Below are 25,123 nucleotides of genomic sequence, written 5' to 3'. Positions count from 1 at the left end.
AATTTCATTCCTTATGACAATAGGGGAGTGCTAGAAAATATGGATATACACGGTTTCACTATCCACAATAACAACTTCCCTCACCACTTTGCGGATTAAAGTTTGCTTTTGCTCATAGGTAAAATCGTTTGCTTTATTAATAAGGTAGTAATCGATTGCTTCTTCTAAGGCCGTTCCGTTAGCATCTTTATCCTGGAGTTTGATTTCATCCGATAATTCGTTATACTTATGTTGTAAATCTTTTTCTTTTTGTTGAAGCTCTCGGATTTGGTCTTTGATTTCTTCTAAATCCATGTCTTCATCTTCACTTAGGCTGACAAGTGTGAATAAACGCTTTCGGCCTTTTTTTATTTTCTCTATCTCTTTTTCAAGGTGATCCATTTCATCTTGAATATAGGTCTTCTCATCTTGTTCTTTGTAATCTTTCACTTCTTCAGGGTTGTTGATAATTTTGATAATGTGCTCCCAAACGATTTTATTAAGTTTATTTTCACTCATCTGTCTACCGCAGCCATTTGTTTTAGCTCCAGCATAATTCTTACGACATTCGTAAATGAAGAAGTCTTTTCCGTGAGATAAAGTTCTTCTTCCTGTCATGGTACAACCACAACGACCGCAGCGGACTAAACCGGAAAGTAAATACTTGTGAAAACTTCCGTTAGCATGTCTTCTTCTACCTTGATCAAGCAGAAGTTGAGCATATTCGAATTGCTCTTTTGTGATAATGGCAGGAATTTCAGTGATAATCCATTCTTCTTGAGGTTTCACTCTACCGTACTCTACTTTCTCTCCAGCTTGCTTTCTGACATAATCGCCTTCAGTATCATATCTATTTTGAATGTAAGTTCCACTATATGCTTCATTCATTAACATCTGCCTAACGACTTGACGATGCCAAACCTTAGCACGTTTTTTAGTAGGAGCTCCAATTTCCGTTAAATGATTAGCTATACCATTTATTCCTTTAAAGGTTCCTTTAGTATAGTAATCAAATATCATTCGAACAAATTTAGCTTCATCTTCATTAATTACATAAGTGTTTTTCTCTCGGTCAAAATTATATCCATAAAGATGACTATTCTTTACGACTAAACCATTCTTCGCTTTCCTTCTTCTTCCCCCTGATGTACGCTCTTTTATTTTCGACTTTTCAAATTCAGAAATAGCCCCACGCATAGAGAAGAACATCTTTCCTTCTGGATCATTCGTATACTCTCCGCGAACGAAAACTAATTGAACTCCTTTTTTACTAAACTCATCATCAAGTAGAAGCTGAATCATTAGTTTTCTGGATAAACGGTCAGGATCATAACAGATAATTTTATCGATAGTCCCTTTTGCTACATCATCACGTAATTTTGTTAAGTTGGGCCGGTTAATAATTTCCCCGGTAAATCCTTCATCTATATATTTCAATACATCAGAGGTTCCAGCTTTCTTAATGCATTCTTCAATTTGATTCTCGATGCTGTAACCCTTCGTTGCTTGTTCTTCTGTTGAAACCCTTACATATATCGCTATCACGACGTTTCTCCTTTCTATAGACTTCTAATATATAATCATAGCAATCCTTAATGGCTTTGTCAGTATAATCACCCTTGATAATTTTTACCTTCATGTTGTCTCACCTCAATACAATCTATGAAGGTATGACTTGTCCATATTAGACATAAAAAAAGATGGTTAATTAAATAACCATCAGAGCACCCATAGCAAACACGAACCCTACACCCCACGTAGCAAGCGTGCGATTGACCATACTAAGCAAACCCCAAACACCAATACTAACCCCCACCATGACAGGTAACGCCAACATATAATTCGGAATCCAATGTTGCAACCCATCAACAAGTACTTTTTGATATAACCATTCCCACGTATTAAAGTCTGGAATGTCTCCATAGCCATCACTTACCTTTCCATTCGCTATAAGTTTATCCCATAGAGAGGATGGATCTATAAACTCTCCATGTTCTTTTACTCCTAAGTGTAAATGGGGTCCTGTAGAATGTCCTGTATTGCCACTTAAACCGATTATTTCACCTTGGTTAATACTTTGCCCTACCTTTACCTTAACCTCGCTTAAATGACCATATATTACTTGTTTTCCGTCTGCTAACCGCAAGATAACCCCTTTCCCTATGTTTTCTGAACCATAATCAACGATTCGTTCCACTACTGCATTTCCTATCGAGTGTAAGGGGCTACCCTCTGGATAGGCTAAATCAATACCCTTAGGAGGTGTAGGATGAATTTGGCTAACTTCTCCGTATTTAGAAGTGATACGGACTATCATTTCTTACACCACCTTCATAGCATCGACTAAGATATCTAAGACCATTGGTGTCATTTGCACTAGAACATACCCTAGCCCCGCTCCCATTATCATGGAATAACCCTTTTCTCTTTGCTGCATCATAACAAGTATTGAACCACCTAATACGACTATCATTGCTATAGGGTAAGCCAATCCTTGAATTAAATTAATTAATGGATCAAAGGCAGTTATCATTTTGTCGTACATTTGAGATTGCGCTGTAACCGTAACAACTTCATGAGCTGATGCGGGAACAGCTTTAGTCATAGGAAAAATTAACGGTACCATTCCAAGTGAGAATCCGGCAATCATTCCTTTATCTACTGCATCTTGATGAACTAAAGGAAACATGGATTCTTTTTCTTTTCTGTTCATAAATTCCTTAATGGACATTGACTCTTTACGTTTAAACATGATGTAATCCTCTCCTTAGTGGAAGTCTCTAACAGTGAAAACCTTAACGTCTAAACCTTCATGAAGCTCTAACAATTGTTTTCTTCTTAATTCAGTTGTCGTTATCCAGATGAACTTTGGAGGCTTTTCGAAAATTCCGTATTTCATAAGTTTTCGGTACCGCTCGACTTTAGCTCTATTCTTAGTCATTTTTTGAGTGTGATCCACTTCAATAATGTGGTATCTCTCATTCGTTTGAAAAATTGCATCACAAACTACATGAGTGCTTTTATCCTCTTTAATTCCTAATTTCATTTCATTTCTCCATGTACTAGGGCATCCATGAGCAATATAAAGATCATTCCTCATAATGTAATGTCTCGCCTGAGTGGTTTTCTTAAGAATCTTCTTAGCATTCACCCGCTCTCTTCCTTCCTTATTTAAATAGTAGATATTTTCTGTATCTCGAAAATGACTAATATAGTCATCCATGTTTTTCAGAACCCTCTGTGCGTTTCTATCGCTACCTAATCGGTGAAGCATTTGTATTTGTGAACGATTAAGATAGTCCAGTTTCTTCAAGGATAAAAGTATGTTTTCCTCCCTTTGTTGTCGTTGTGCTTCTCTTTTCACTTATGTCACCCTTTCGAGGTCTGATGTTGATGTGAGGTTTAATTATCGTCTGGATAGTTTCGTTTTTGATTAAAGGTGTTTGAACCTCTATTAATCCTAAATCCTTATACAAAGCTCTTCCTTGAATAGCAGGAAGTTTTTCCGCCCCTCCTTGATCTAAAACAACATTGCTCGCAGTTGCTGTATCTAAGACAAAGCATAATCTTCCTATACAGTTTCTTTTCACTTGAGAACTTACAGTTTCTGCTGTTGGATATTGAGTTGTGTATATTAACCGGAGTCCACTAGCTCTTCCTTTCCTCGCGATATCCTTTAATAAATTTTGGCAATCCTTATTGTCTGCCATATCTGCAGCTTCATCTATTACAATGAAATGGCGTTCTTTAAATCCTGCTTCTTTGACATTAGAGAAGCCTTCTTCAAGTAAAAACTCTGTTACCTCATCCATCTTATCTACTGCCATTTGTAAAGCTTCTTTAGCTTCTTCAACGTTTTTTGCATATGCTTTAACTTGTTTTAAATGTCTATATCTGTTGAATTCCAATCCACCTTTGAGATCAATTAAAGTGAAAGTCGCATCATTCGGCTTATTATTGATTAGTGTGTTGATTGTGCTGTTCACCCAATTTGATTTTCCAAAGTCCGTCGTACCAGCAACGATAATATGAGCTTTCTTTTCAAAGTCATGAGTAATCAACCCGCTTCTGCTTTTACCTACTGGAACTGTCCACCCTTTCGTTAATCCGGCATGATAAGGAAAATCCGTTGTTAAAGGTTCATTAAAAACTTTGATTTTAAGCACCCCGTCATAAGACAACTCAATTTCCTTCCGTATATCCTTCTCCTTATTTAATAACCGCTTAATGCTTTGTAAGAGATTTTTATCTAATTTAAGATTTTTCAAGTCTTGAAAAGTAACATCTAATACCGTGTGCTTGTTATTAATCCCATCTTGTATATGATCTTTTTTATCAACAAACTGATTAAAGCTTAATCCTAACGGTATTCGATATGCGTACTCGGTTCCAACTACCCTCCCACCATCTCTTATTTTAGAACGTCTTAATAACTGCATGTTTTTCTTCTTTTTATCTTCTGTGACTGTCAATCCGTTACTAGCACAGATGCGTTGGATTTTAGCAGCATCACTGCTCCCTACTTGTTTTTGTAGAAAAGAAAATCCAGCTAACCCACCGGCTAAAATTGTAGTAGTAAGTTCAAATAACATTCATCCACCACCACCCTTAGGTATACGTAGTATAGTCCCTTGCCCAACGAACATAGAAAACAGCCTATCAATGCTATTACATCAATTAAAGTAAAGTCGTTTTTTAATTCACCTACCGAAAATCAAAAAGAATAGTTTAAACGAATGATAGAATCGAAATTCTTTGCGAATTATTTTGCGTATACCTACTCGTATGTAAAAACGTCAATTAAATTGCCTGTACAACACAATAAAATTTTTGAAAGGAATAAATTTTTATTTGTGGAATAGATTAGTAGGTGATGGATATGAAATGTAATATAGAAAAATTGATTAAGGATAGAGGGCTAAAAAAGAAGTTTATAGCTGAAAAAATAGAGGTTAGTGTAGCCCAATTGAGGAATTACGAGACAGGACATAGTTTGATACCAATTGATAAAGCATACATACTTGCTGATATTTTAGGGGTTAAGGTTGATGATCTGTATGAAAGGGAACAAAAATGAGAGTTAATATCCAAATACATTACAACATTGAGGGAAGCAGAGGCCTTACCAGGGGAGAATTTAATCTAAGAGAACAAGATATACCTAAGTTTGCTTATGACTGGATAGAACGTATCAAACGAGAGACTGGATATAGAAAGACAATTATTGAGAAGGTGATTGTGGATAATGATAAGGATATAAAAGAGGAAGTTATGAAGATAGGAGATATAATTTCAGAAGACAACTTACCTTTTTAATTATCCGTTGACAAGTAATCCCTGCAAAGGTTATATTAGTAATATATTTTTTTTAGTGCTTGTACATATTTTTTAACTTTATACATAGGCACAAGGTATTTATATACGTTCCAATAGCGTACAACTTCATAACTAATGTTTTTTTGAAATCTTATCAATTAGTTATGGGGGAAGTATGTCTATTTTTAGAATAGTATATATACACCTTGTGTCTTTTTGTTTTTCCCAGACTAATTGGTGTAAAAAAAACCTAGGAGGAATTACAAATGAAAGTAAAAATGTTAGAACAACGAATGGAGCAATCAAAAACAATTAACAGCCTTGATGAAATCTTGTACTTCATGGAAATCGACAAGATGTACACGATTGAAAAAGCCAAAAAAGATTTAGAGAAACTAAGAAATAGATTAGTTGATTCATTGTATTACGAAAAAGCAGTTTAAAAGAATCGAGCCCCTCCAAGAAGGAAGGGCTTTTTTTTATTTCTCTAACTTTTCAATTCGTTGTGCTAATGGAATTAAACAGGCCCATACATACATTTGATTGACTTCTCTAAATGGGTTTTTACCATCTGTAATGCCTAACCGAACCGCTTCAGCTTGAATTTCTTTTTCTCGTTCATTTAAAGGTCTTTCACTCACATGAGAAACCCCCTTTTCTAATATCCCTCGCTGTGCTATGCAGATATTTATAAACTCCTGCCAACGACCATTTAAAAGTCTTGCAGGGCAGTTTTTACCGCTCCAGTGTTTATGAGGTACGATTTTATGCGAAGGGATATTAAACTGTTTCATAAGCTTTGCAACAACCTTAGAAGCGTTATGAATTGCTTTTTCAAAGTCACCATCACTATTTACACATATTTCTATACCAATTGACTTTCGGTTTCCTTTTCCGTTTACTCCATCCCCTGCATGTATTCCAGCTTCATTAAAAGGCAATGATTGATAACAAGAATCTTCATCCACTTGCAAGTGCCATGAGGCTTGTCGTCTGTTACCGTTGTATTGTAACCTGGCATGAGCTAAATCATTAGCTCCTTTAGCTGTGTTCGCTGTTTCATGGATAGTGATATATTCAGGATCCATTGGAAAAGTAACTTGCTTACCACCTACATTGAATTTCGGTTTTTTGTCGTCAGGAATAAGCATTTGAATAATGACCATTACTTATCATCCTTTTCTGATATTGATTGTAGTTTCTCTAATATCACAGAAGGTACTTTAATTCCAATTTCCGCTAAGTTTTCAATAATAGATAATCCTTCGTTGGCGATATAAAAAAGAACCGTAGCAAAGGCTATGGTCCCGTTAAGTGATAATATTTGATCTATGACATTTGCAACAATCACCGCTCCGAATATACCGATTTTACGAGCATATCCGAAATAAGCGTTACGACTGCGAAGTTTTTTGTTTTTCCATGCCTTGAATATACCTGTAATGATATCTAATCCTGCTAGTAAAGCAAGTAAATCTAAGAATTTAACATCCCCAAAAAGATAAGCTTGAACAATTTGTAAATCCATTGTAATTTCCTCCCCAAATAAAAAGAGGACTCGTTATGAGCCCTCAATTTCTTCTATTGCTTCTTTAATTGATTTATAACCATTGCTTTGATCCTCATAAAACACATCTATTGCCCTTACAAAATCGTCCACTTCTGAAATAGAAATAAAAACCACTCCTGAAGAAGATAAATCTTCAATAAAGTATTTTTTATCTAAGTCAGTGGCATAATCCCAGTCCATACCATCTGAAAATAATGTAAGACCACTATTAGAAGAAGGTACAACCATTTTACTTTCTTTACCAGCTTCTAATCCATCTTGATAACCTAAGTTATATGCCTCGTCTTGGGCTTTTTGAAATTGTTCAAGAGTGATTGTATCTTCTTGTTGATTTGTTTTATCAACGACTCCACATGCTGTTAGAGCAAAGATACTTAAAAATACCATAATTTTTTTCATAATAACCTCTACATAATATCGGTAAACTTTCTACCCACGTTATCATTCTTTTCTTTAATTTTCTTCTTACTAAAAACCCAATTCCCTGAATCCCACCAATAGAGAATAGGGGCTAATATAACAATGATCGCAACGTACCAGAATAATTGACTACTAATCGCGTAAAGAACCGAACCAACTACAGCAAACCAAAAAAGGAATTTTAAGAAAGCGTACACCTTAGCACCACCTTTATTGAAGGTCGTTTAACTCCTTCATCAGTTTTAAAATTTCAATTCTCTTTTCTTCTATGGAAAGGTTCTCGTCTTTATCAATTTCTTTCATTTTTTGCTCAATTGTATTAGCTCTTCGGTTGTTCATTAGGTCTTTGTAGTACTCGTCACCTTTTTCATATTGCTTTAAATCTTCATACTCTGCCGTTTGGTTTTCACTTAACGGTCTACGTTTATTATCATAATATTCGTTTGACTCATTAAATGCTGAAGGCCCAAAAAGAGTACCTTTTAATTTGTTCGACACATTAGGATCTACAGGATACTTCAGTTTATCTTTTTCGCCTATAAACGGTAGATTTAAAGGAGCATCTTTGATGTATTCACCTTCATCATTAAGCCCCTCTACACCATTTAAAGTTTTCTTTAGCTGATTACCACCGAACGGTAGAGCAAACTTGAATATAGTATCATCTAAAGCGTTAGCAGCTACTAAGCCTGTTCCAAATCTTTGAGGGTTTCGATCCCCAAATAATTCTTCACGAGTAGGACCTTTAAAGTTAAAGATTGAACCGTTTTCTGGATAGATTCCAGCTAATTGTTGACCTAAAGGGATGTTTGTTAAAATTTCTCCTCCCACACGACCAACTCTTTCCGCAGGAGATAAATCCTTTTCGGTTGCTGCTTCCCAGGTTGCATCGATAGGGTCAAAAGTAACACCGAATCCTCTCGTTTCTTCCATGACTTTATTAAAAGCAAAGTTAGCAACGAATAAGATAGGTAATGCCCCCATGTCTTTTCCTTTAATGAAGTCTTTCCCGAACTCTTCCATAACTCTCCACAAATTCGCAACCTCTAAAGTAAATGGCATAACTAACTGAACAACCCTAGACTTTTGCATTAAAGGTACTTCACCTACTCCACGACCTGCAATAAGGGCTCTCGTGTTGTAATCTGCATACTTGATAGGGTCACTAGCCCCTTCCTTCAAGCCTTTTTGATATGCAGAATTCCATACAAAGGATGTTCCTATACGGTCTGCTGTTTCAATCATCCAACCTGCCGCCTTTTCTGGTTGATCTATTAAGCGTTGGTCAAATTGTCTAAACAGTCCATCTACGTATCTTTCTTTTAGGAAAGGCGACTTGTGAATAGGCGCATCCTTATCAACGATAGAAGTAAGCGTTCTAGCCATCCCTCTTACTGTGTGCTGTTTTGCAAATGCTACACCATTCGGAATATTAGCAAGTTGAGCTAGAGCTGAACCAATGTTACCTAATATTACGTTCTTTTTAACTCTATTATTCGCCCAATTTAACACCGCCATTGGTTTTCTACCTACTAATTGTTGAAAGTTGCGGTCAAAGTAAGGATTTGTTTTGCCTGCTAAATCGTTAGAATAGTTGTAAAGATACTCGACAAAATTGTTCACATTTTTCGTATCTTCTGTGCTATCCGCTAACGTTTTTCTAAGTTGTTTAAACTCTGGAATAACTGGGTCAATGTGTGTTGCATAAGAAGAACCAGGAATGTATTCAATGAATCCTCCGACTGCATCCTCTTTATAAGGTCCCATTCCTCGTTTTTGCATGAATCCATGCCATTTAGAGTTAGGATTCGTATGTTGAGACAGTCCGGCCAAATGTGGATCTATTTGTGCAGGAGAATCAAAAATATTCTTTAACCCTGTTAATCCGTTCATTTCCCTAAAGTGACGGTAATAGTTATCTAGTTTAGGAACATGCTTTTCTGGATTGTTTGGATAGATCGCATTACGAGATTTATTTACTCCGTCGTAAATTTCATCATAAGCTTGTCTGAACCATTGATCCGCTTTGACAATATCCTTCCAATTGTTCGGTGCCACTTTCTTTAGTTCATTAAGAGACATTTTCTTTTCTCCGTACCTTTGAACCAAAGCTGATTCTTTACTACCTTTCTTAATCCCTAACTTATCAACAACTTCTACTTTCAACTTGTTCGCCCATTTTTCCTGCATTTCGACATAACTTTTCTTAGCGTTGTCGAGTTTATCAAGTACAGGCTTCCCGGCTTTATCATAATTTTCGCCAAATACATCACGGAAGATACGGTACACATCGGTTGTAGCTGCCTTAAATCCGCTAATGTCTTTTAATTGGGAAACGTCAATACCTAGTTTTTCAAATCCTTTCATTTCTGAATCTTTCAAGCGAATCATTTTACCACCATCGTCTATAGGTTCTGACTTCTCCCCTACAGTCTGTTGTTTAGCTTTAGGTGACTCAATGCTCTTTTTAAATTGCAAAGGTTCGGATGAAGGTTCTTGACGTTTAGGTGGTGCTAATTGCTCCATCCGCTTAACCATTTCTTCCATTGTTGCAGGTCTACTTACCTTGGTTTCAGGTGCTTTCGGTGGATATAATCCTTTAATCAGTTGATTAATCTTTTCATCCTGGCGCAAGGCTTGCGTTAATGGTGCTTCTGGTTTAGGTTTAGGCGGTGCTTCAAACCCTTTCGGATATGCTAAATCGACTACTTGCTCTAGTTTAAGAGGTTCATCATACTTTGCAAATCCACTCCATAAATCTTCTAATGCTTCTGGTGTCATTTGGTTCATATCGTAGTTGTCGTTGATAGAACGAGCAAACTCTTCATAACGATTCTGCCAGTAAGATTGCCCTCTATTCATTGGATCTATAGGAGTTTCTATAGGTGATAAGTCTTTACGTGCTTTTGGTGTGTTCTTTGTATTAAAACCAAAGTTTAACCCTTCCTGTTGTAAACGCTCTTTCGTCATTAACTGACTTAATCCTTTTGGCATTTGAGGAATAGGACTTTCCAATCCATTAGGCTTTTTAAATGCTTGATTAAACGTTTCTAACGATGGTGGTAATGGTTTTGGTTCTGGTAATTGTTTCTGTGGTTCCATGAGCCTTTTCTGTGGTTCGGGTAAACCAAGTAACTCTTCTGTTTGATTAGCAACAGGAGTTTTCCTTGATTTGATAATAGAAGCTATTGCTTTGCCCGCACCGTAAATAGCAGGATCCGCAAAAGCACCTACCGTTGTACCGAAAGCAAGATGTTTTAAGTTATCCGAAGCTGAATAATTCTCAGGATTCAACTCTTCACGGATGCCAACTTCCGCGCCCGCTAATCCAGCACCTGTAATAGCTCCTTTTGCTGCTTCTGCTCCTAAACGTTGCTTTAATCCTTGTTTGCCTAATGCCTCTAACCCTTTACCCGCTTTCGTTGCTCCTAAAGCCTTATAAGCACCAACACCAGGAATAAGATAACCAGCCCCTGATGTAAGCATATCGGTTACTCCACCTTCGCCCATTTTACGTTGCGAAAGATAATCAGGAATTTCACCTGTCATTTTCTTATCAAGGTTACTCATAACCCCTAAAGAAGCAGAATCAACAAAGCGATTAGCACCACGTGCAGCTTCTTCAAAACCTTTAGACTTCTCTTTTTTAGCAAAATCCATAACAATGTCCGGTAAATCAGCGGGATTACGAATAGCTTTAAAAGCAGATTTCAATCCTTCGCCAATATCTCCAAAGAAAGAATTATCATTATCCTCTTTTGGTTCTTCATCAGCAAAGTAATCATCCGCTTTAACTTGAAAAGCACTACCATCTTCGGAAGTGCTCTCTGGATCTATACCGTATTTATTATAAAGTTCATTTTCTTTTTCTTTCTTTTTGCGTTCTTCCTCCGCTATTCTCGCCTTTTGCCCTAAATCACGATAGTAAGAACCGCTAGGAGGGTTATAAGGAGTAAATCCCCCAAACATTTGATTTGCTTGAGGTTGATATTTACTCTGATTAAATTGATATTTCGATGGAAGATTCGGCTTCCAATTTGGATCATGGTCTCTTCTCACATAAACCCTCCTATCCTAACATTTTTAGAGCATCTTGCATTTCACGTTGGAAACGATTTACGACTGACTGACGAATGCTTTGTGAAGAACGAGAGAAGTATTTAGAACCGTTTTGCGCTCCGCGTTCTGCATAGACTCGTTTGATAATTTCTTCATCACTCATACCAGGTTTAATTCCAGCTTCTCTAAATACCCTTGTCGCTCCCGCAGACCCATGTTGAACTGCAGTACTCCACAAGACATTCTGAACAGCAGGAGAATACTTGTTAACGTCTAACCCTAAGTTTTCTTTAATTCGATAAGCTGCAGGATCATAGTGTGATTGTTTAATAAATCCATGCTGTAGGGAGTCGAATCCTTTAGGGTCAGATTTCGCAAGTTGACTCCAAGCATTATTAAACCCTGTGCTACCAGGCTTGTGTCCGCTTAATGCTTTGTATACATTTGGATTAGCTTTCTTTAAGTAACTTAAGAAACTGTTCATCGTCCCTGTATTTGTGGCTATTTGATAAGTACCGTAGGAAGCACCGCCCCAATCACCACTATTGTTGGCGATGGTTCCTGGACCATTTGAACCCGACTCGTATTTTTTACTTAACGAGCCTAGACCCCCTACGGTGTTTGAAAACCCGCATCGTATTCCATACGGTCACGAGCAAGTTTATCAGCACGGTTATTCTCTTCAATCCTCCATGCCATTTCTTCGCCAAATTGTTGCTTATTCCACTCCATTTGGGCTTTTTCAGAAGCAGACATATTGTTGTATACATGCTGTCTCCAAGCAGTTTCACTAGCGAATTTTTGTTTTTCAAATTGAATTGCTTCAGATCTTTGTTGATCTGAAATGGTATCACGATATTTACCATATTCAAATTGCTCTCTCCAACGAGCATCCTCAATGGCATCTCTACCCTTTTGATAATCCCACTGTTGATTCCATCGACCATCTTGAATGGAGTCTCGACCGCGTGAATAATCTCTTTCGTCATAATAACGAGAATCCATTTCAGAATCGCGACTACGACTATAACCAATTTCATCTGCTCTCATGCCTAAATCTAGCAATGCTCTTGCACGTTCAGCTTCCAGTTGGGCCATTAACGCATTTTCATCCGCTGGGTTGTTTAGATCAGTAATACGACGGTTAAAATCGTTCATGGTTTGCTGTTCCTGTAGATTTAATGAATTAATCGAGTTCACTCGTTCGTTATTCATCGCTACATTTGCAGAAACGTTTTCCCCACTTGCTGTTAGTCCAGCGTTCGCCATGACTTCACGTAACTTCTGAACATTTTGAAGGTTCATAGCATCAGTTTGATTTCGCATCCCTTGATATTGTGGGGCTACTTCTGCTTTTTGTTGGTTAATTTGACCAATAGCTTTATCACGTTGAGCTCGTAACTGTGCTAATTGAGCCTGTCGTTGTTGGTTATACATATCATTGATACGCGATTCAAACTGTTGCATGTAAGCTTGTGGATCAAATGTTGGTTTTTGTGGCTGTGGTGTAGGTGGTTTAGGCGCTGTCGCCACTCCTCCTAATTGCGCTTTAGTGGTACCTGTAGTTTGACGATAATACCGTTCTAAATCCGCATTGCCAAATGAAGCATTTCCACCCGCTACTTGTTGCTGTTTCAAGGTTACATAGTGTTTTAGTCTATCCGCATCATGTAGGCTATCATCAGCTTCCATATGACGGATAAATCGTTGATCTTTATCTGTTAAAGCCATGTTTTCACCCCTTTAAAGGCATAAAAAATACACCATTTAAGGTGCTTTTGTTTGTTTCGCAGTTTCTTCCGAATGTGTATTAGCTTAGACTTAGTTGTTTCCAAGAATACGTGTCATCTCCATTATTTAAACAAATATAAACTCTCTCTTGACCTGCGTAAAAACTACTAATAAAAAGTTTACCGTGATTATCTGCGTTTGGTTCAGGTAAGGAAAATCCATTTGTACCCATCCTCACGTAAGAGCCTACCATGCCACCATCATGTGTAACACTAAATTTTTTAATACCAGCATTCTTAAATACCGCTATATTACCATTGGTTAAGATACCACCTTCATTATCTACCACAAACCCTTCACGATTTGAAGCGTTCCATGCTTTTGTTTTTATAACGAATGGGTTAAGACTTGCTGTTTTTTGAGTAAGTAAATCCGTTGAAGTTGTATCTGCATTAACGCTTTTAAAAGATGGGTTTTCATTAGTGATAGCTAATCCTAAATGTATCTGTACGGAATAATCGACAAATGATTGTGATTGTGTTATTGATTCAGTTGATGCTGGCATAACAATAATTGGTTGTATACCATATTCTATAGCTTTATTTATCATGTAGGATAAATTTTCGATATATACATTTAGGTTATCAATATTCATGTCTTGCATAGTTCCATCAGGTGCTTCAAATTGTCCCAATACAGTACCGTTAATGGAATTAAAATCATTTGTAAAAAACTCAATAATTACTTTATCTGGAACATTAGCTATAACGTATTCCTCGAACCAAACCCTAGCGTAATTTGATGTATGTCCACCACGGGAAAAATCTAAAATACTAGGTGTTCCACCATCCGCAATCATCAACCGTTCTAATTCCCTTGTGGTTGCTTTATTATGGAACGTTCCCCAACTATCACCTATATAGATTACTTTATCGTTTGGTTCTATAAGAGTATTTTGATATTTTTCGTTTTTCCACCAAGTTGTCAAACCAACATAAACTTCTTGCGTTCCGCTTGCTTTAATTTTTAATTTCCCATTTTGTACATTTTCATACTCAAAGACTACTCTTTCGGCGGTTGAAGTTAGTACTTTTGCTTCTGCGAGCACACCGTCTTTATAAAATTCAACCGTCAGCGTGCCAGTACTCATACCGATATAAGATTCTAAATATCCTTTTGCGCCGTCAAGTAATTGATCCCATTCGACATAGTTAGTGTTATTTGTCGCATTTAACAAAAGGTGCTTTGATCCAATTTTGCTATAGTAGGAATTTACTGTAACACCTTTTGCATGACCATAACCAATATAACCACTGCCTACCCATTTTCCTGTGGTGTCAGTAGGTTTAAATTGAGCAATATATTGTTCACGCTCAGTATGTCTAGGATTAGTAAAGTATAGGTGTTGTATGAAAGCGTAATAACCTATTTCAGTGTAATGTTGCCCTAACGCCATATCATGTAGATTACCTAGTCTTTTGGAATTAATGGTTTTCTTTAAAGGTTCTAATAAATTTACTCTTGATACTCCGTCTGTACCAGTTACTTGGTTAGGTTGGAACAAACCTTCATTATCCTCAATTACACACGCCCATCTAGTACTTGCTCCTGCATCTGCAATGTTTCCGTTTTCCACAGTAACAAAAGAGTCCCCAGCATTACCGCTTACGATTAACACATACTTTCCACCAGTATATTTTGCTATTCCACTCGGTACACCTACTCCAAAACGGTTAAAACTACCGAAGTATTCGATGTACTTTGGTTTCAGAAAATTCCTTTTAACTTCCTGCGATGTTTCCGCCAACTGTGCATCAACAGCTTGGAACTTAGCTTGAACTTCAAATTCCGTTTTAGGTTGATTGTAAATGGACTGATCAAGTTCATTTATACCAATGGCACCGGATTTAATATGTTCTCTTCCGATTTGCTTGTCACCAACTTTTTCACTGGTGACTGACTTGCTATTTAGTTTAGAAGTCGTAACAGATAATGGTGCTAATTTTTCATTCGTTACTTCTTCATTTTTAATTTTTTCCTTTGTTACTGATCCATCTTTGAGTTTACTTGTTGTTACCGAACCATCCGGATGATCTAAAACCACTGCTTCTTTATGTCCTTTTAAACCATTGCTATTTTTGGTAATAAGCGCTTGAACATTAGAAGTCGTTCCGTCAATGTCTTTTGCTCCTAGTTCACTAGCCCCGGTTTCTCCCGCTAATTCATCGACCAACTTATTATGTGTAGTCGATAATTCATCTGCAGGCGTTTGAAAATGGGTTTTGATATCAGCTGGTGTCATATTAGGTGAAGGAGTATCGGGTAAATCTGTTACTTTCTTTGTAAATGGACCTTGTTTCGTTAGCATTATTTCACCTCGTTTTGAAGTCCGTATTTAATGGATAATCCCATAATTCCAAGACTTTCATCTATTGAATTATTTTCTAGTTTTAATTGAAAGTGTGTAATCTTTTTCATTTTGACCTTCTTACCTACTTCTTGAGGAATATCCGATGTAACAAAAGCAAATCGACCAAAATCCATGTAGTTAAAGTCAAATTGATCCATGCGTGTATTTAAAATGAACGTCTCCCCTTTACGGTCAGAACGTGCATATACATTAACGGAAGTGTGTTTATTTGGTTTCATTTCTACGAATAAGCGTTGAACAATCTTTTTGAACTCTGGTAAGCCAAATACAAATAGTTTCGATACCCAATAAGCATTAATCGGAATTTCTCCATCATCTTCAAATGCTTGCAAGTGAGATTCTTCTTTGAATTTGTAAACTAATCCACCGCAAGAACACCCGAAATACAACTCTCCATTTCTCTCAATGAAACAAGAAGCTTTAATATTGTCATAGAGATACCATTCATCAATCACATAGTCGTAAATGTACACATTGTCATTAATAGCAATCCAGTATTTTTTATCATATTCAACTGAAATGGCATCTTTTAGATTAGGTTCTCTTAACAATCGCTTGTCGACTCTAAAAGAAAAGTGTTTCACATTTCGCTCATCACGAACATTTGAAGCCATCAACATGTAAACGCCCTCACGAGAGAGCGATACAGGGTTATTCTCGATGATTTGTATCGTACCCTTTGCAAATGTACCAACTTGATCGTTAATTGGCTTAATCGGGAAGCTTGCTTCACCATTAGTTAGTTGGTATTGCATATTCCAAAGAGAAAACTCTTTATGAATTACCAGGTAATCATATTGCTTTGAAAACCCTTGGATACGATCACTATCTGACCCAATTTTATAAAATCCATTTTCGGGCCAATATGAAGGTTCATACAGCCCACTTCTCCATATTTGATTAGGAAAGTCAGGATTTCCACTTATAAAAACCCTCGTATCATTAGAACCACCGAATAACACATGGAAACGACATTTTTTAACGTGATTCGGCTTTTCCGCGAATGTTTTGTAAGCTGTAATAATTAAGCTATTCGTACCCTTTACAGGGGCAGTCGTAAACGTGACTTTGCCTGTCGTTCTATCAACTGTGAAATGCGTTCCTTCTACCTTCTCTACGTTGCTATCCAACGCTGTAATAGGTGTTGCATCTAAACCCGTTAAGGATAACTGAAAGACTGTCGCTGTTCCATCTGGAGAAAAACTATCCTTGAATCCTGCACCTAATAAGTTAAAGTCCTCAAGTTTTGTTCCTCCACCAGATGGATCTTTACTTACAGAAAGGGTAGGGATATAAGGGACAACTGGTAATACTGTTGAGCCGTCATAGACAAGGAAGTTCACTCCATCCATGATGTAACATTTGTCATTCATCGTGTAAAAGGTTGCTGATTGATTTGCTAAACTAGAATATATGCTAACAGGCTGTAAATCGCCCGATTGAGTGTATAAGTTTGTTCCGTGTGCAATTAAAAAGAGCACCGTTCCATCTTTCTTACGGTACTCATACAATCCATTGATTTTCCCTTCTCCTAATGAATTGGGGAAAATACGTTCATATCCAGTTCGTTTGTTCAGCGAACCTCTATCATCAATATAAAAGTTCATCATATCCGGGGATTTGTTTTGGTCGATTTGCGCTTGATCTGTGCTTAAGTCGATTCCTCCAAAGGGTCCAATCCTTAGAAATGGTGGTGGTTGTCTGCGATTAGCTGTTATTTGCGCCATTAGTGCAACCCACCTAACACTTCATATATATCTTCTATCGATTCGGTTTGAGTCGGCATTCTGCGTTTTAATTCCTCATATCGACTATTGTAAAAAGAAGCAATACTGGAAGCACTATCCCCTTCATTTAATAGTAAGTGTGCTGCCAATCCATAAGGAAGAATTAAAACTGCCGTTCGATCTGATACGGATAAATCTTGTGAAATACTCGTTAATAATACTGGTGATTCGTCTGGAGGTACTAATTCAAATTGGAGTGTATTTAGTATGTTGAGTGCTTTCGTTTGGTACTCTAATGGATTATCTACTGAGATAGCTCCTGTTTCGGTTACTTCATCAATTAGCACCAATGCCATATCAAACACTTGTTTAGCTGTTACCGCCATATATCCACCTCCTAAATACAAATAAAAAAGGGGCAAGGAAAACCCTTACCCCGAACTATTACTCTTCTTTCTTCTCTAATTTTTCGGCATCTGCCTTTGTTGCAGGTTCTAATCCCGCTTTTTGAAATGCTGCAGCTTGAATATCATCACGGGCCACTAACTTTTGTCCATCTTTGGTTTTAAATGTGATCTCCATAAAAGAATCCTCCTAATTAAACTGTTTTGTGAACGTATAGAGCGTTAACCTTGTTGCTTAGAACAAACGCATCATAACGTTTGCGGCCTTCAACTAACCATCCGTTGATTCCTGGTGGGTTGTCGTGAGTCTTGTAATCCTCTAGTTTATTCGCTGCTACTGTTGCTACAGGGTGAGTGATTAAGAACGGTGTATTCGCTGGCAAATAAGAAGAAGGTACTTTAATCACTTTCATACCGTCTAACTCCCCAACTTGACCGTTAATTAACATCTTCTGTGCAATTTCTGTAGACTTAATGAACGTAGGATCTAGTTTAATAAGGTTGTAGAATGCTGGCGTTACATAAAGTAAACGACCACCTGTAGGCACCTTATCTTCATCTAGTTTTTCAGCACCAGCAAGAACAGATTCGTAAGCGTTAGACTTCGATACTGCTGCTGTTGCTGTGTGACCGTTCGCTACTGCTGCAGCACTCATAGCCGCTAAACGGTATATGTCAATCTCCGGTACAATTACTTCATCAATCTGACGAGCAAGAGCTTTACCAGCTTCCATAACCATTTGAGTATCTTGGTAATTCTTACGATCAATCGTAAATGTAAATGAACGGTCACGAGTAAGAGTCATAGTTTGAACCGTGTTTTGTAACTCTGCTGCAGTACCATAACGATTTACACCCGTTGCCGCGTAATCATTCATTGCTACTGTTGGAACAGAGTATACCGTGATTGCGTTAACTCCCGCCCAGTCATATTCCTTATTTACTGCTGATTCTGTTAAAGACTTTAATTTAAATCGCTCGTCTACTTTTTTCTCATATTTAGATGCTAAGTTGATAGCCATTGATTAAACACTCCTTAGATTGAGTCGAACCCACGCAAGAAATCATCCTCACTCGCAATTTCTTGGCTACCATGTGTCGAAACGCTAGTTACAGGTGCTTTCTTCGTGTTTTCCTCATTTTGTTTTAGTATTTTTAATTGGGTTTTTAATTCGTTGTGTTGATGCTGCATGTAAGCAAATTTCAAAGGAACGCCTTGGTTTTGCATTTGCCATACTTCATCAGGTAACTTATCGTTTTGTGGATCATAGTCACGACCATTCGCATCCTTAAAGAATTGGAAGAACTCGTTAAACTCTTGGCTTTGCTTTTCTTGCTCCGCCTTTTGTTTCTTTTCGTTCTGAATCTCTTCTCGCATTTTACGAGTTTCTAAGATTTCTTTCGCCAAATCTTCGGGAATGTTTTTCTGAACTAATTCATTGAGTCGCTCTTGTTCTTTCCATTCTTTCACCGCTTCAAGATACTGATTTACATCCATCCCTTGTTCGCGCGCTAATTCCTCAACAAAAGATAAACGCGGATCACTCTCGAATTGCTGAAGCTTTTCTTGTAACTTGTCGTAGTTCAACCCTTTTTGGGCTAACTCTCTTGCTGTATTTTCATCAAGCTCTAATTCTTCTTTGTTGTATTTCACCCGCAAAAACGCTTTCTGTTCTTCGGTAAGCTGTTCTTGTGGTTCCTCGTTTACTTCGGTTTCAGTGGTTTCCTCTACCGTTTCAACTTCTTCAAAATTATCTTCCTGTGCTTCCTCTGCCTGTGGTGGGGCTTCTTGGTAATCATCAGGTAAAATTACATCTTCATTTTCAAACATTTAGTATTGCTCCTTTCCCTATGGTTGGGGAATATTTGAGACTTTTAACGTCGTTCTCCAGGACAAAAATAAAAACACCTACATCATAGGTGCTGATTGACTCATAAACTGTTCTATAATCGCTTGCTGTTGCTCTGGTGGTGCGTTTAAAAAGGCTTGCTGTTCTTCTGGTGGTAGTTGAGCGATAATTTCATCAATATTTGGTTGTGCCATTTGTTGAGCTTGCATTTCAGCCATTTCCATCTTTTCGCGAATATTAGAAATCAATTCTTCTTTCTGAGGAATGTATTCAGCCGGAACACGCTCTAAATAGTTAATAATATCAATATGACCACTATTGAGTAATGCATCCATTGTTTGTATACTGGCAATTTCAGACCAATAAGAGGACTCTCCTACATCTGCCCTTACATCGAACCACATCTCTTTAAATATACTAAAATCAAAATCGATTACATCTTTTTCTCCATCGATATCAACTGGAACAGGTCTTAATCCATAATACGTTCCCATCATATCAAATAGGATTCTGCCTATGTCTTCTACCCATTCGTATAGATTCGCTTTCGGATTCTCTAATGGAATAGCAGATGATTTTTGAACCGCAATAATTGCTGATGTATTTTTAGGATCTATTTGACCTAATGCAGCATCACTAACCCCCAATGTTTCTTTCGTGTATTCCATCGCAAGTTCAATTGCTTGGATAATTTGATTACTCATATTGCCAGGTTCAAGATATCCAGCAATGTTTTTAATGTTTACATCAGGACCTACTCCACTAATCGGAATAGCAGCTCCTATTTCATTGTTCCACCCAGCTAACATATCAGCGTTGTATACTGCTTTTGGGAATGCTGTCATCATTAAATGGTACATAACCATAGCAAACATACGATTAATAAAAATTTGATTTGGTAAGATTCCTGTACATAAGGCTCTGCCGTGGTATTGATTCTTTTGCTTCTCCCAGTTTAGCCATGCAACCGGATAATGCTCTAGTCCTGTATCTATGTCTTTATAGATATAAGCGTTCTCTACACTCTTAGAAGCTAGGATTCTATCTGTTTTCTTGTCCTTACGGTAAACAATGATATATAGAGCCTTTCCGTAATCATCAGCTTCAACCTCTATCTTTCCACTGTCACCCGATTGTTCTTGATAGTTGTAATCCTCTGTAATAGCGTTCATCTCTTTTTCGTTTTGTTTGTATCGTTTTGCTTCTTCCCTTAAATTCTCAACCATATCTCGGCCAGAAATAATGATATAAGGTTGAACATCTACCTTATGGTTATTTGCATTTCCAAAGAATACATTCGTACCATCCACCAACTCCATACAAATTTCCCCTCTCGCTTCCGAAAGAGATCCATACGGTTTCTTTGTGGTATCAAAATAAAAGTGAGCACATGCATCCCCTGTGGTTGCTGCATCAAACAGAGCATCTTTAATTTGGAAGTCCATCTTAAATTTCTCAAATAAATTCTGCACTTGTGCATTCGCTATATCGCTTGGGTTAAGTTGCTCGTTAGGATCTTCTGAATTTAACAGTGGTTCAAAGTGTATCTTTATCTTTGATGAGGTTAGCGAAGCTACCTGAAACGTAATAATACGTTTAATGATATTGAATACCGGCTTAGGCATCTTATCCGTTTTTAGGTTTCTCCACTGGTTCCCTTGAAAGAATTCTAGGTTTGCATCTACAGTGTCGTAATAGTTAGGCTCTATTCGGTTGTTATACCTCTTACCAGCTTCATATAAATCCCAGTCCTTCGTGCGTTCACTCATTCGTCTGTCACCCTCTTCCGTTGTAAAGCTATATCTTCGCTATAATTCATTAGCTTCATGAAATCACTGTGTAATTCCTTTGCTCTGCGTTTATCTTCATCATCAATGTTTGGAGGTTTCTTTTTCCTCTGCCCTAGACGATAGCCTATATAGACAGCACCTAATAACAAAACAAAAAAGACTACCGCTGTTAGTAGTCCTAGAAAGAATTGCATATCATCACCAACTTATAAATTCATTTACTTGGGGTTTGCCACCTGTTAAATCCCTTACCATCTTTGTGTGACGCTCTTCTGGTGTAGGATTATCTGGATCATGTTTCTTTTTCTTTAATTCCTTAAACTTTAATGCTTCATCATTTAAGGCATATCGGACCATGTCGATAGCGTGGTTGTTTTTATCAGGGAATTTCGCTTTGAAATTACCGTTTGCATCCTTTTCTAACTCATAGGTTAAAAACTCATTCGCAGTGTTAGGGCAACGTGTATCATCAATAATGATAGCTTCTAAGCTTTGCAAGAACTTGATTCCGTACTCTACAGAGTCAGGACCTTTCTTCACTCCTACAACCTTTAACCCATACTGCCTTAACTCATGAATACTCTTAGGTTCTGCTGAATCAGCATATACCATGTCATTGTTCGTGTTCTCTATCTTAATATGATCAAAGGCTGCTTTATTCGATAATCCCACTTTGTATAACTCATGGAAGATATATAACCGTTTCTTCTTTCGGTCATAGTGCATAACACCATAAGCGAGTGGATCTACCGCATAACCAAAGTCTAAACCTCGTTTGATATGTTCAAAGGTTTGTATTTCATCATCCGTTATTGGTCTAATCGTCACATTATCAAAGACTTCTCCACCTGTACCAGTTACATTACCTAAATACTCATGTTCATACGCTTTAGGCTTTGTCGCTTTTAAGTGCTCAGCTTCAACAATGAACTGATCGCCTAACCATTTAGGATTAACCGATAAATAATTACTATGATGAACCAATCTATCGGGCCTCGTAAGAAGCTTTTCAGTATTTACCCAGTTATTAGATGATTGGGGAGGGTTATACGAGTAAAACACCGTAAACTTCTTACCACCACGCATTAATGACTGGTTAATCATACGAACTTCTTCCATACCTGTAAATTCATCTAGTTCTTCATACCAAATATATTTACAATACCCACGAGCAAACTTCATTGACTTAATCTTTTTCGGCTTATCTGCCCCTCTAAATCGTATCTGTTGCCCGGTAGGGATATAAGTAATCACTAACTTAGCATCTGGAATGTGCCAATACTGCTCTACACCTAAAACATCAATCGCCCACACTAATTGATCAAACACCGATTCCTTTAAAGTATCCTTTACTTTACGCAAAACAACCGCATTCGCCTGTGGGTCCTTCATAATTCCTAAGATAAGTTCAATCGCAATAAAAGACGATTTAGTACTACCACGACCACCACTTAACCAGTAATGAGTGTGACCGTCTCTTTTTAAGTCATTGTGCACCTCTTTAAAAGATGGAGCAACCACGTTCGATAACTTAATCTTCATCTAGATCATCTACTATCGTTACACCGACGGTTCCAGATAAATTTTTATTATCAGTCCACATCGCGTATCGTTTTCCTAGTAATTCGGCAGCCTTAATTCTATCTTTCGCCGAAACATCTATATTCGTAATGGATTGAGCACCTTTACCCTCTCCAATTAACGTTTCTTCTTTAAAATCTCCACGCATTACATTTGTGAGATATTCAAGGATTTCATCTTGTGAAGCAATACGTTCCTTATCCTTTTCAAACATAACCTTAGCAACATATTCCGAAACCTTAGCATTTGCTAGCAGTCTGGAAGCATTTACTTCAATCGACTTACCCTTAGCCTTATATCCAGCCTTCTTATAAGCATCACTTGCGTTTCCGCATTCGATGTAATAATCAGCGAATCGCTTTTGTTGCTCGTTCATCACTTCATCACCTCAACCTCCTAGACATAATGAATACTCTCTAATTCATCTTCACTATACTCAAACAGCATAAATCTTTTATGAGCTCCAATGAATCCATTATCTTTATGCCACTTATCTGTTTTGTTCCTGGTTGCTAATGTTCTAATCACCATACCGAATACATCTTTAGCATCTTCCACATGCAAATGTCCGATATGTATTTCTCTATTCTTTGCTTTGCTCCACTCATTTGGAAACTCTACAGGGAAGATGTTATGTAGGTTCTTTCTTGCTTTATCTCCATGAGTGATACCGATAAAGTTTTTACCGAATGTGTGAGCTTTTCTTTCAATCATCCTGTCGTCTACTTCTATTTGTGGGTATCGTTCTTTCAATAGCTGAACAAATGCCCATGACATCGATTCGTCATGATTGCCCTTCGAGTACACAACCTTTACTGACTTAGATTGTTTTATCCCTGTTTCGATCATTGGTTCAAAAAAGGTTCGAGCATCATTCCATGCCTTTACCATATCCACTGACTCTATTTGAGTACCGTTCGCGGTTTGTCCTCTAAAGTTATCGTTATGAAGCATATCTTGTCCGATAACAAAAAGTACTTCTTCCCAACACCTAGATAGTAACTTATCAATGATCTTCGTTTGAGTAGGTTTATAATACTCATAGTTTGATATAGGGAAATGTGTATCGAATAAAGGTACTTCTAACATTCGTTTGTCTATCACGTTAAATGGTTCTGTTTTAATAATAATCGACTGCGTTTGTTTAATGGTTTCGACTATCTTTTCTAAGTCGTTCCCATTCTTTTTCGGTCTAACCGTTATCTTACTGGAATACAACGTCTGTACACCGTTTATCTTGTCATTCGTGTTCCATATGTTATTTCTCGCAGAAATTAACTCCCATGAATCTTTGCTGAATCCATGAGCTTCTAATAAGTAATTTACGTCTTTTAGCTGTTCAGCAGACATTCTTAGGAGTTTATCACTTTTGTGAGATCCATCAGCTTCGATTTTGTATTCTTCTTTGTAATTGGGTAAGGTTGCGGCTTGTTCTAATGGTGCTCTTCTTAAACGGTTTCTTACTCCATCAAAGGTGAACTCTTGATTAAACTGAACAGACAGCATATCAGCTATTTGTTGATACGTGAATCCTTGTTCTTTTAATTCCAATAGCCTTTTATATTCTTCATCTGTCCATTTCTCATGTTTTTTCATTCGTTCCACCTCGCTTTTTATCTGCTCCACCCCGCCCCTGTGGAAGGTTTTCACCATTTGCAGATGTTGCCCACTATGACCTTTTTACGCCCCTTCAAGGACTCGAACCCTGACTCTATGACTAGAATTCACATGTGCTTTCCAATTACACTAAAGAGGCAAATGAAAAAGACGATACTGCTACCCCTAACAGTACCGCCTTAGTATGTTTGTTTTTGTCCTATTAGGACTGACCACTCTTTTCAGAGGGCTAATGTGTGATAAAAAATGTATAAGGTTTAACCGCCCTTATGACGTACTTTTAAAACATCTTTGAAGGAAATCTACTAATTGATCGCAGGGATTTTTCCGAATCCCCATTTACTTCCTATCTTAAAAATAATACATCTAGGAAAATATTTCAAAAAGTGTCTAATGTGTAAGAAATGGATTATTTGATAATATCTTCGGAAAACAATTTAAAAATCGATTGCTTCCTCTATCTTTTTAATAGCGTTTTCGTATTTCTCTATTTTTTCAGCTTGCTCTAATAACCATCTAAAATGATCTTTGCTAACTTCATAATGCTCTAAATCATCTGTAAACCCATTTAATACAGGTTCAGATGAATTTCTAATTTCTCTAATTTTCGCTTTTGTTTCACTTTCGATATAAGGCATCTTCTACCTC

General features: G+C 37.3%; 26 protein-coding genes, 1 tRNA gene and 1 pseudogene. 3 read left to right on the top strand and 25 right to left on the bottom strand.

What is annotated here, in order from left to right; genetic code table 11:
• Nucleotides 1-30: 30 nt before the first annotated feature.
• The 5 genes and pseudogenes from ACFYKX_RS26640 to ACFYKX_RS26620 form a co-directional block, all read right to left on the bottom strand.
• Nucleotides 31-1,524: a recombinase family protein gene (locus ACFYKX_RS26640; RefSeq protein WP_389365272.1), complete on the bottom strand. Its 1,494-nt coding sequence runs from the start codon at nucleotides 1,522-1,524 to the stop codon at nucleotides 31-33.
• Nucleotides 1,525-1,963: 439 nt separating this feature from the next.
• Nucleotides 1,964-2,296: pseudogene (locus ACFYKX_RS26635) on the bottom strand (M23 family metallopeptidase); the annotation flags it as partial.
• A gap of 3 nt (nucleotides 2,297-2,299) precedes the next feature.
• Nucleotides 2,300-2,731: a hypothetical protein gene (locus ACFYKX_RS26630; protein WP_389365270.1), complete on the bottom strand. Its 432-nt coding sequence runs from the start codon at nucleotides 2,729-2,731 to the stop codon at nucleotides 2,300-2,302.
• Between the two features lie 15 nt (nucleotides 2,732-2,746).
• Nucleotides 2,747-3,253 carry a replication-relaxation family protein gene (locus tag ACFYKX_RS26625; RefSeq protein ID WP_389365276.1) on the bottom strand — a complete coding sequence of 169 codons (507 nt, stop codon included), beginning with the start codon at nucleotides 3,251-3,253 and terminating at the stop codon, nucleotides 2,747-2,749.
• Nucleotides 3,254-3,269: 16 nt separating this feature from the next.
• Nucleotides 3,270-4,571 (bottom strand): FtsK/SpoIIIE domain-containing protein, encoded by a 1,302-nt coding sequence (locus tag ACFYKX_RS26620; protein WP_389365268.1) that lies wholly within the window; start codon nucleotides 4,569-4,571, stop codon nucleotides 3,270-3,272.
• 287 nt (nucleotides 4,572-4,858) lie between these two features.
• Here ACFYKX_RS26620 and ACFYKX_RS26615 point away from each other — a divergent pair, with 287 nt between their 5' ends.
• The 3 genes from ACFYKX_RS26615 to ACFYKX_RS26605 all read left to right on the top strand — a co-directional run bounded on the left by ACFYKX_RS26615 (nucleotide 4,859) and on the right by ACFYKX_RS26605 (nucleotide 5,738).
• Nucleotides 4,859-5,056, top strand: a complete 198-nt coding sequence (locus tag ACFYKX_RS26615; protein WP_389365266.1) for a helix-turn-helix transcriptional regulator — start codon at nucleotides 4,859-4,861, stop codon at nucleotides 5,054-5,056.
• Entirely contained in the window at nucleotides 5,053-5,295 is a 243-nt protein-coding gene (locus ACFYKX_RS26610; protein WP_389365265.1) for a hypothetical protein, read from the top strand. Before ACFYKX_RS26615 ends, ACFYKX_RS26610 begins: the two co-directional genes overlap by 4 nt.
• 266 nt (nucleotides 5,296-5,561) lie before the next feature.
• Nucleotides 5,562-5,738: a hypothetical protein gene (locus tag ACFYKX_RS26605; RefSeq protein ID WP_389365263.1), complete on the top strand. Its 177-nt coding sequence runs from the start codon at nucleotides 5,562-5,564 to the stop codon at nucleotides 5,736-5,738.
• A 36-nt stretch (nucleotides 5,739-5,774) separates the two neighbouring features.
• Here ACFYKX_RS26605 and ACFYKX_RS26600 read toward each other — a convergent pair whose 3' ends face one another.
• The 20 genes from ACFYKX_RS26600 to ACFYKX_RS26505 form a co-directional block, all read right to left on the bottom strand.
• Nucleotides 5,775-6,461 (bottom strand): peptidoglycan recognition protein family protein, encoded by a 687-nt coding sequence (locus ACFYKX_RS26600; RefSeq protein WP_389365261.1) that lies wholly within the window; start codon nucleotides 6,459-6,461, stop codon nucleotides 5,775-5,777.
• Nucleotides 6,461-6,823: a phage holin family protein gene (locus tag ACFYKX_RS26595; protein ID WP_389365259.1), complete on the bottom strand. Its 363-nt coding sequence runs from the start codon at nucleotides 6,821-6,823 to the stop codon at nucleotides 6,461-6,463. The genes ACFYKX_RS26600 and ACFYKX_RS26595 overlap by 1 nt, the downstream gene beginning before the upstream one ends.
• A 33-nt stretch (nucleotides 6,824-6,856) precedes the next feature.
• Nucleotides 6,857-7,264: a hypothetical protein gene (locus tag ACFYKX_RS26590; RefSeq protein ID WP_389365257.1), complete on the bottom strand. Its 408-nt coding sequence runs from the start codon at nucleotides 7,262-7,264 to the stop codon at nucleotides 6,857-6,859.
• A gap of 8 nt (nucleotides 7,265-7,272) precedes the next feature.
• Entirely contained in the window at nucleotides 7,273-7,482 is a 210-nt protein-coding gene (locus ACFYKX_RS26585) for a hypothetical protein (RefSeq protein ID WP_389365256.1), read from the bottom strand.
• A gap of 13 nt (nucleotides 7,483-7,495) precedes the next feature.
• Nucleotides 7,496-11,344: a hypothetical protein gene (locus ACFYKX_RS26580; RefSeq protein WP_389365254.1), complete on the bottom strand. Its 3,849-nt coding sequence runs from the start codon at nucleotides 11,342-11,344 to the stop codon at nucleotides 7,496-7,498.
• A 10-nt stretch (nucleotides 11,345-11,354) separates the two neighbouring features.
• Nucleotides 11,355-11,984 carry a VgrG-related protein gene (locus tag ACFYKX_RS26575; protein WP_389365274.1) on the bottom strand — a complete coding sequence of 210 codons (630 nt, stop codon included), beginning with the start codon at nucleotides 11,982-11,984 and terminating at the stop codon, nucleotides 11,355-11,357.
• Nucleotides 11,957-13,075 (bottom strand): hypothetical protein, encoded by a 1,119-nt coding sequence (locus tag ACFYKX_RS26570; RefSeq protein ID WP_389365253.1) that lies wholly within the window; start codon nucleotides 13,073-13,075, stop codon nucleotides 11,957-11,959. Before ACFYKX_RS26570 ends, ACFYKX_RS26575 begins: the two co-directional genes overlap by 28 nt.
• A gap of 79 nt (nucleotides 13,076-13,154) precedes the next feature.
• Nucleotides 13,155-15,443: a hypothetical protein gene (locus ACFYKX_RS26565; protein WP_389365252.1), complete on the bottom strand. Its 2,289-nt coding sequence runs from the start codon at nucleotides 15,441-15,443 to the stop codon at nucleotides 13,155-13,157.
• Nucleotides 15,443-17,233 (bottom strand): hypothetical protein, encoded by a 1,791-nt coding sequence (locus ACFYKX_RS26560; RefSeq protein ID WP_389365250.1) that lies wholly within the window; start codon nucleotides 17,231-17,233, stop codon nucleotides 15,443-15,445. The genes ACFYKX_RS26565 and ACFYKX_RS26560 overlap by 1 nt, the downstream gene beginning before the upstream one ends.
• Nucleotides 17,233-17,619 carry a hypothetical protein gene (locus ACFYKX_RS26555; RefSeq protein ID WP_389365248.1) on the bottom strand — a complete coding sequence of 129 codons (387 nt, stop codon included), beginning with the start codon at nucleotides 17,617-17,619 and terminating at the stop codon, nucleotides 17,233-17,235. The genes ACFYKX_RS26560 and ACFYKX_RS26555 overlap by 1 nt, the downstream gene beginning before the upstream one ends.
• 58 nt (nucleotides 17,620-17,677) lie before the next feature.
• Nucleotides 17,678-17,815 (bottom strand): hypothetical protein, encoded by a 138-nt coding sequence (locus ACFYKX_RS26550; protein WP_389365246.1) that lies wholly within the window; start codon nucleotides 17,813-17,815, stop codon nucleotides 17,678-17,680.
• A gap of 16 nt (nucleotides 17,816-17,831) precedes the next feature.
• The gene (locus ACFYKX_RS26545; RefSeq protein ID WP_389365244.1) at nucleotides 17,832-18,659 is read right to left on the bottom strand and encodes a N4-gp56 family major capsid protein; all 828 of its coding nucleotides are present in this window, start codon (nucleotides 18,657-18,659) and stop codon (nucleotides 17,832-17,834) included.
• A 14-nt stretch (nucleotides 18,660-18,673) separates the two neighbouring features.
• On the bottom strand, nucleotides 18,674-19,468 hold the full coding sequence (locus tag ACFYKX_RS26540; protein WP_389365242.1) for a hypothetical protein: 795 nt from the start codon (nucleotides 19,466-19,468) through the stop codon (nucleotides 18,674-18,676).
• 78 nt (nucleotides 19,469-19,546) lie between these two features.
• Nucleotides 19,547-21,256, bottom strand: coding sequence for a portal protein (locus ACFYKX_RS26535; RefSeq protein ID WP_389365240.1), 1,710 nt, complete (start codon nucleotides 21,254-21,256; stop codon nucleotides 19,547-19,549).
• The gene (locus tag ACFYKX_RS26530; RefSeq protein ID WP_389365238.1) at nucleotides 21,253-21,471 is read right to left on the bottom strand and encodes a hypothetical protein; all 219 of its coding nucleotides are present in this window, start codon (nucleotides 21,469-21,471) and stop codon (nucleotides 21,253-21,255) included. The genes ACFYKX_RS26535 and ACFYKX_RS26530 overlap by 4 nt, the downstream gene beginning before the upstream one ends.
• A gap of 4 nt (nucleotides 21,472-21,475) precedes the next feature.
• Nucleotides 21,476-22,819 carry a PBSX family phage terminase large subunit gene (locus ACFYKX_RS26525; RefSeq protein WP_389365236.1) on the bottom strand — a complete coding sequence of 448 codons (1,344 nt, stop codon included), beginning with the start codon at nucleotides 22,817-22,819 and terminating at the stop codon, nucleotides 21,476-21,478.
• Nucleotides 22,809-23,234, bottom strand: a complete 426-nt coding sequence (locus ACFYKX_RS26520; protein ID WP_389365235.1) for a terminase small subunit — start codon at nucleotides 23,232-23,234, stop codon at nucleotides 22,809-22,811. Before ACFYKX_RS26520 ends, ACFYKX_RS26525 begins: the two co-directional genes overlap by 11 nt.
• Before the next feature lie 20 nt (nucleotides 23,235-23,254).
• The gene (locus tag ACFYKX_RS26515; RefSeq protein WP_389365234.1) at nucleotides 23,255-24,454 is read right to left on the bottom strand and encodes a hypothetical protein; all 1,200 of its coding nucleotides are present in this window, start codon (nucleotides 24,452-24,454) and stop codon (nucleotides 23,255-23,257) included.
• 87 nt (nucleotides 24,455-24,541) lie between these two features.
• Nucleotides 24,542-24,614 (bottom strand) — tRNA-Arg (locus ACFYKX_RS26510).
• 298 nt (nucleotides 24,615-24,912) lie between these two features.
• Complete coding sequence (locus ACFYKX_RS26505) at nucleotides 24,913-25,113, bottom strand: hypothetical protein (RefSeq protein ID WP_389365232.1); 201 nt, start codon at nucleotides 25,111-25,113, stop codon at nucleotides 24,913-24,915.
• Between the last annotated feature and the right edge of the window lie 10 nt (nucleotides 25,114-25,123).

It is taken from the genome of Cytobacillus spartinae (assembly GCF_042865285.1).
In the GTDB taxonomy this organism is placed as follows: Bacteria; Bacillota; Bacilli; order Bacillales; family Cytobacillaceae; genus Robertmurraya_A; species Robertmurraya_A spartinae.
Note: the sequence above shows the minus strand (reverse complement) of the source record. Positions and strands in the feature narration are given on the sequence as shown.

Bases quoted from the DNA above. Each gene is read 5' to 3' on its own strand.
- ACFYKX_RS26515 (WP_389365234.1), bottom strand. From the start codon at position 24,454: ATGAAAAAACATGAGAAATGGACAGATGAAGAATATAAAAGGCTATTG.
- ACFYKX_RS26620 (WP_389365268.1), bottom strand. From the start codon at position 4,571: ATGTTATTTGAACTTACTACTACAATTTTAGCCGGTGGGTTAGCTGGA.
- ACFYKX_RS26555 (WP_389365248.1), bottom strand. From the start codon at position 17,619: ATGGCGGTAACAGCTAAACAAGTGTTTGATATGGCATTGGTGCTAATT.
- ACFYKX_RS26505 (WP_389365232.1), bottom strand. From the start codon at position 25,113: ATGCCTTATATCGAAAGTGAAACAAAAGCGAAAATTAGAGAAATTAGA.
- ACFYKX_RS26530 (WP_389365238.1), bottom strand. From the start codon at position 21,471: ATGCAATTCTTTCTAGGACTACTAACAGCGGTAGTCTTTTTTGTTTTG.
- ACFYKX_RS26550 (WP_389365246.1), bottom strand. From the start codon at position 17,815: ATGGAGATCACATTTAAAACCAAAGATGGACAAAAGTTAGTGGCCCGT.
- ACFYKX_RS26610 (WP_389365265.1), top strand. From the start codon at position 5,053: ATGAGAGTTAATATCCAAATACATTACAACATTGAGGGAAGCAGAGGC.
- ACFYKX_RS26625 (WP_389365276.1), bottom strand. From the start codon at position 3,253: ATGCTTCACCGATTAGGTAGCGATAGAAACGCACAGAGGGTTCTGAAA.
- ACFYKX_RS26615 (WP_389365266.1), top strand. From the start codon at position 4,859: ATGAAATGTAATATAGAAAAATTGATTAAGGATAGAGGGCTAAAAAAG.
- ACFYKX_RS26600 (WP_389365261.1), bottom strand. From the start codon at position 6,461: ATGGTCATTATTCAAATGCTTATTCCTGACGACAAAAAACCGAAATTC.
- ACFYKX_RS26565 (WP_389365252.1), bottom strand. From the start codon at position 15,443: ATGCTAACGAAACAAGGTCCATTTACAAAGAAAGTAACAGATTTACCC.
- ACFYKX_RS26540 (WP_389365242.1), bottom strand. From the start codon at position 19,468: ATGTTTGAAAATGAAGATGTAATTTTACCTGATGATTACCAAGAAGCC.
- ACFYKX_RS26535 (WP_389365240.1), bottom strand. From the start codon at position 21,256: ATGAGTGAACGCACGAAGGACTGGGATTTATATGAAGCTGGTAAGAGG.
- ACFYKX_RS26605 (WP_389365263.1), top strand. From the start codon at position 5,562: ATGAAAGTAAAAATGTTAGAACAACGAATGGAGCAATCAAAAACAATT.
- ACFYKX_RS26520 (WP_389365235.1), bottom strand. From the start codon at position 23,234: ATGAACGAGCAACAAAAGCGATTCGCTGATTATTACATCGAATGCGGA.
- ACFYKX_RS26630 (WP_389365270.1), bottom strand. From the start codon at position 2,731: ATGTTTAAACGTAAAGAGTCAATGTCCATTAAGGAATTTATGAACAGA.
- ACFYKX_RS26595 (WP_389365259.1), bottom strand. From the start codon at position 6,823: ATGGATTTACAAATTGTTCAAGCTTATCTTTTTGGGGATGTTAAATTC.
- ACFYKX_RS26590 (WP_389365257.1), bottom strand. From the start codon at position 7,264: ATGAAAAAAATTATGGTATTTTTAAGTATCTTTGCTCTAACAGCATGT.
- ACFYKX_RS26545 (WP_389365244.1), bottom strand. From the start codon at position 18,659: ATGGCTATCAACTTAGCATCTAAATATGAGAAAAAAGTAGACGAGCGA.
- ACFYKX_RS26525 (WP_389365236.1), bottom strand. From the start codon at position 22,819: ATGAAGATTAAGTTATCGAACGTGGTTGCTCCATCTTTTAAAGAGGTG.
- ACFYKX_RS26570 (WP_389365253.1), bottom strand. From the start codon at position 13,075: ATGGCTTTAACAGATAAAGATCAACGATTTATCCGTCATATGGAAGCT.
- ACFYKX_RS26560 (WP_389365250.1), bottom strand. From the start codon at position 17,233: ATGGCGCAAATAACAGCTAATCGCAGACAACCACCACCATTTCTAAGG.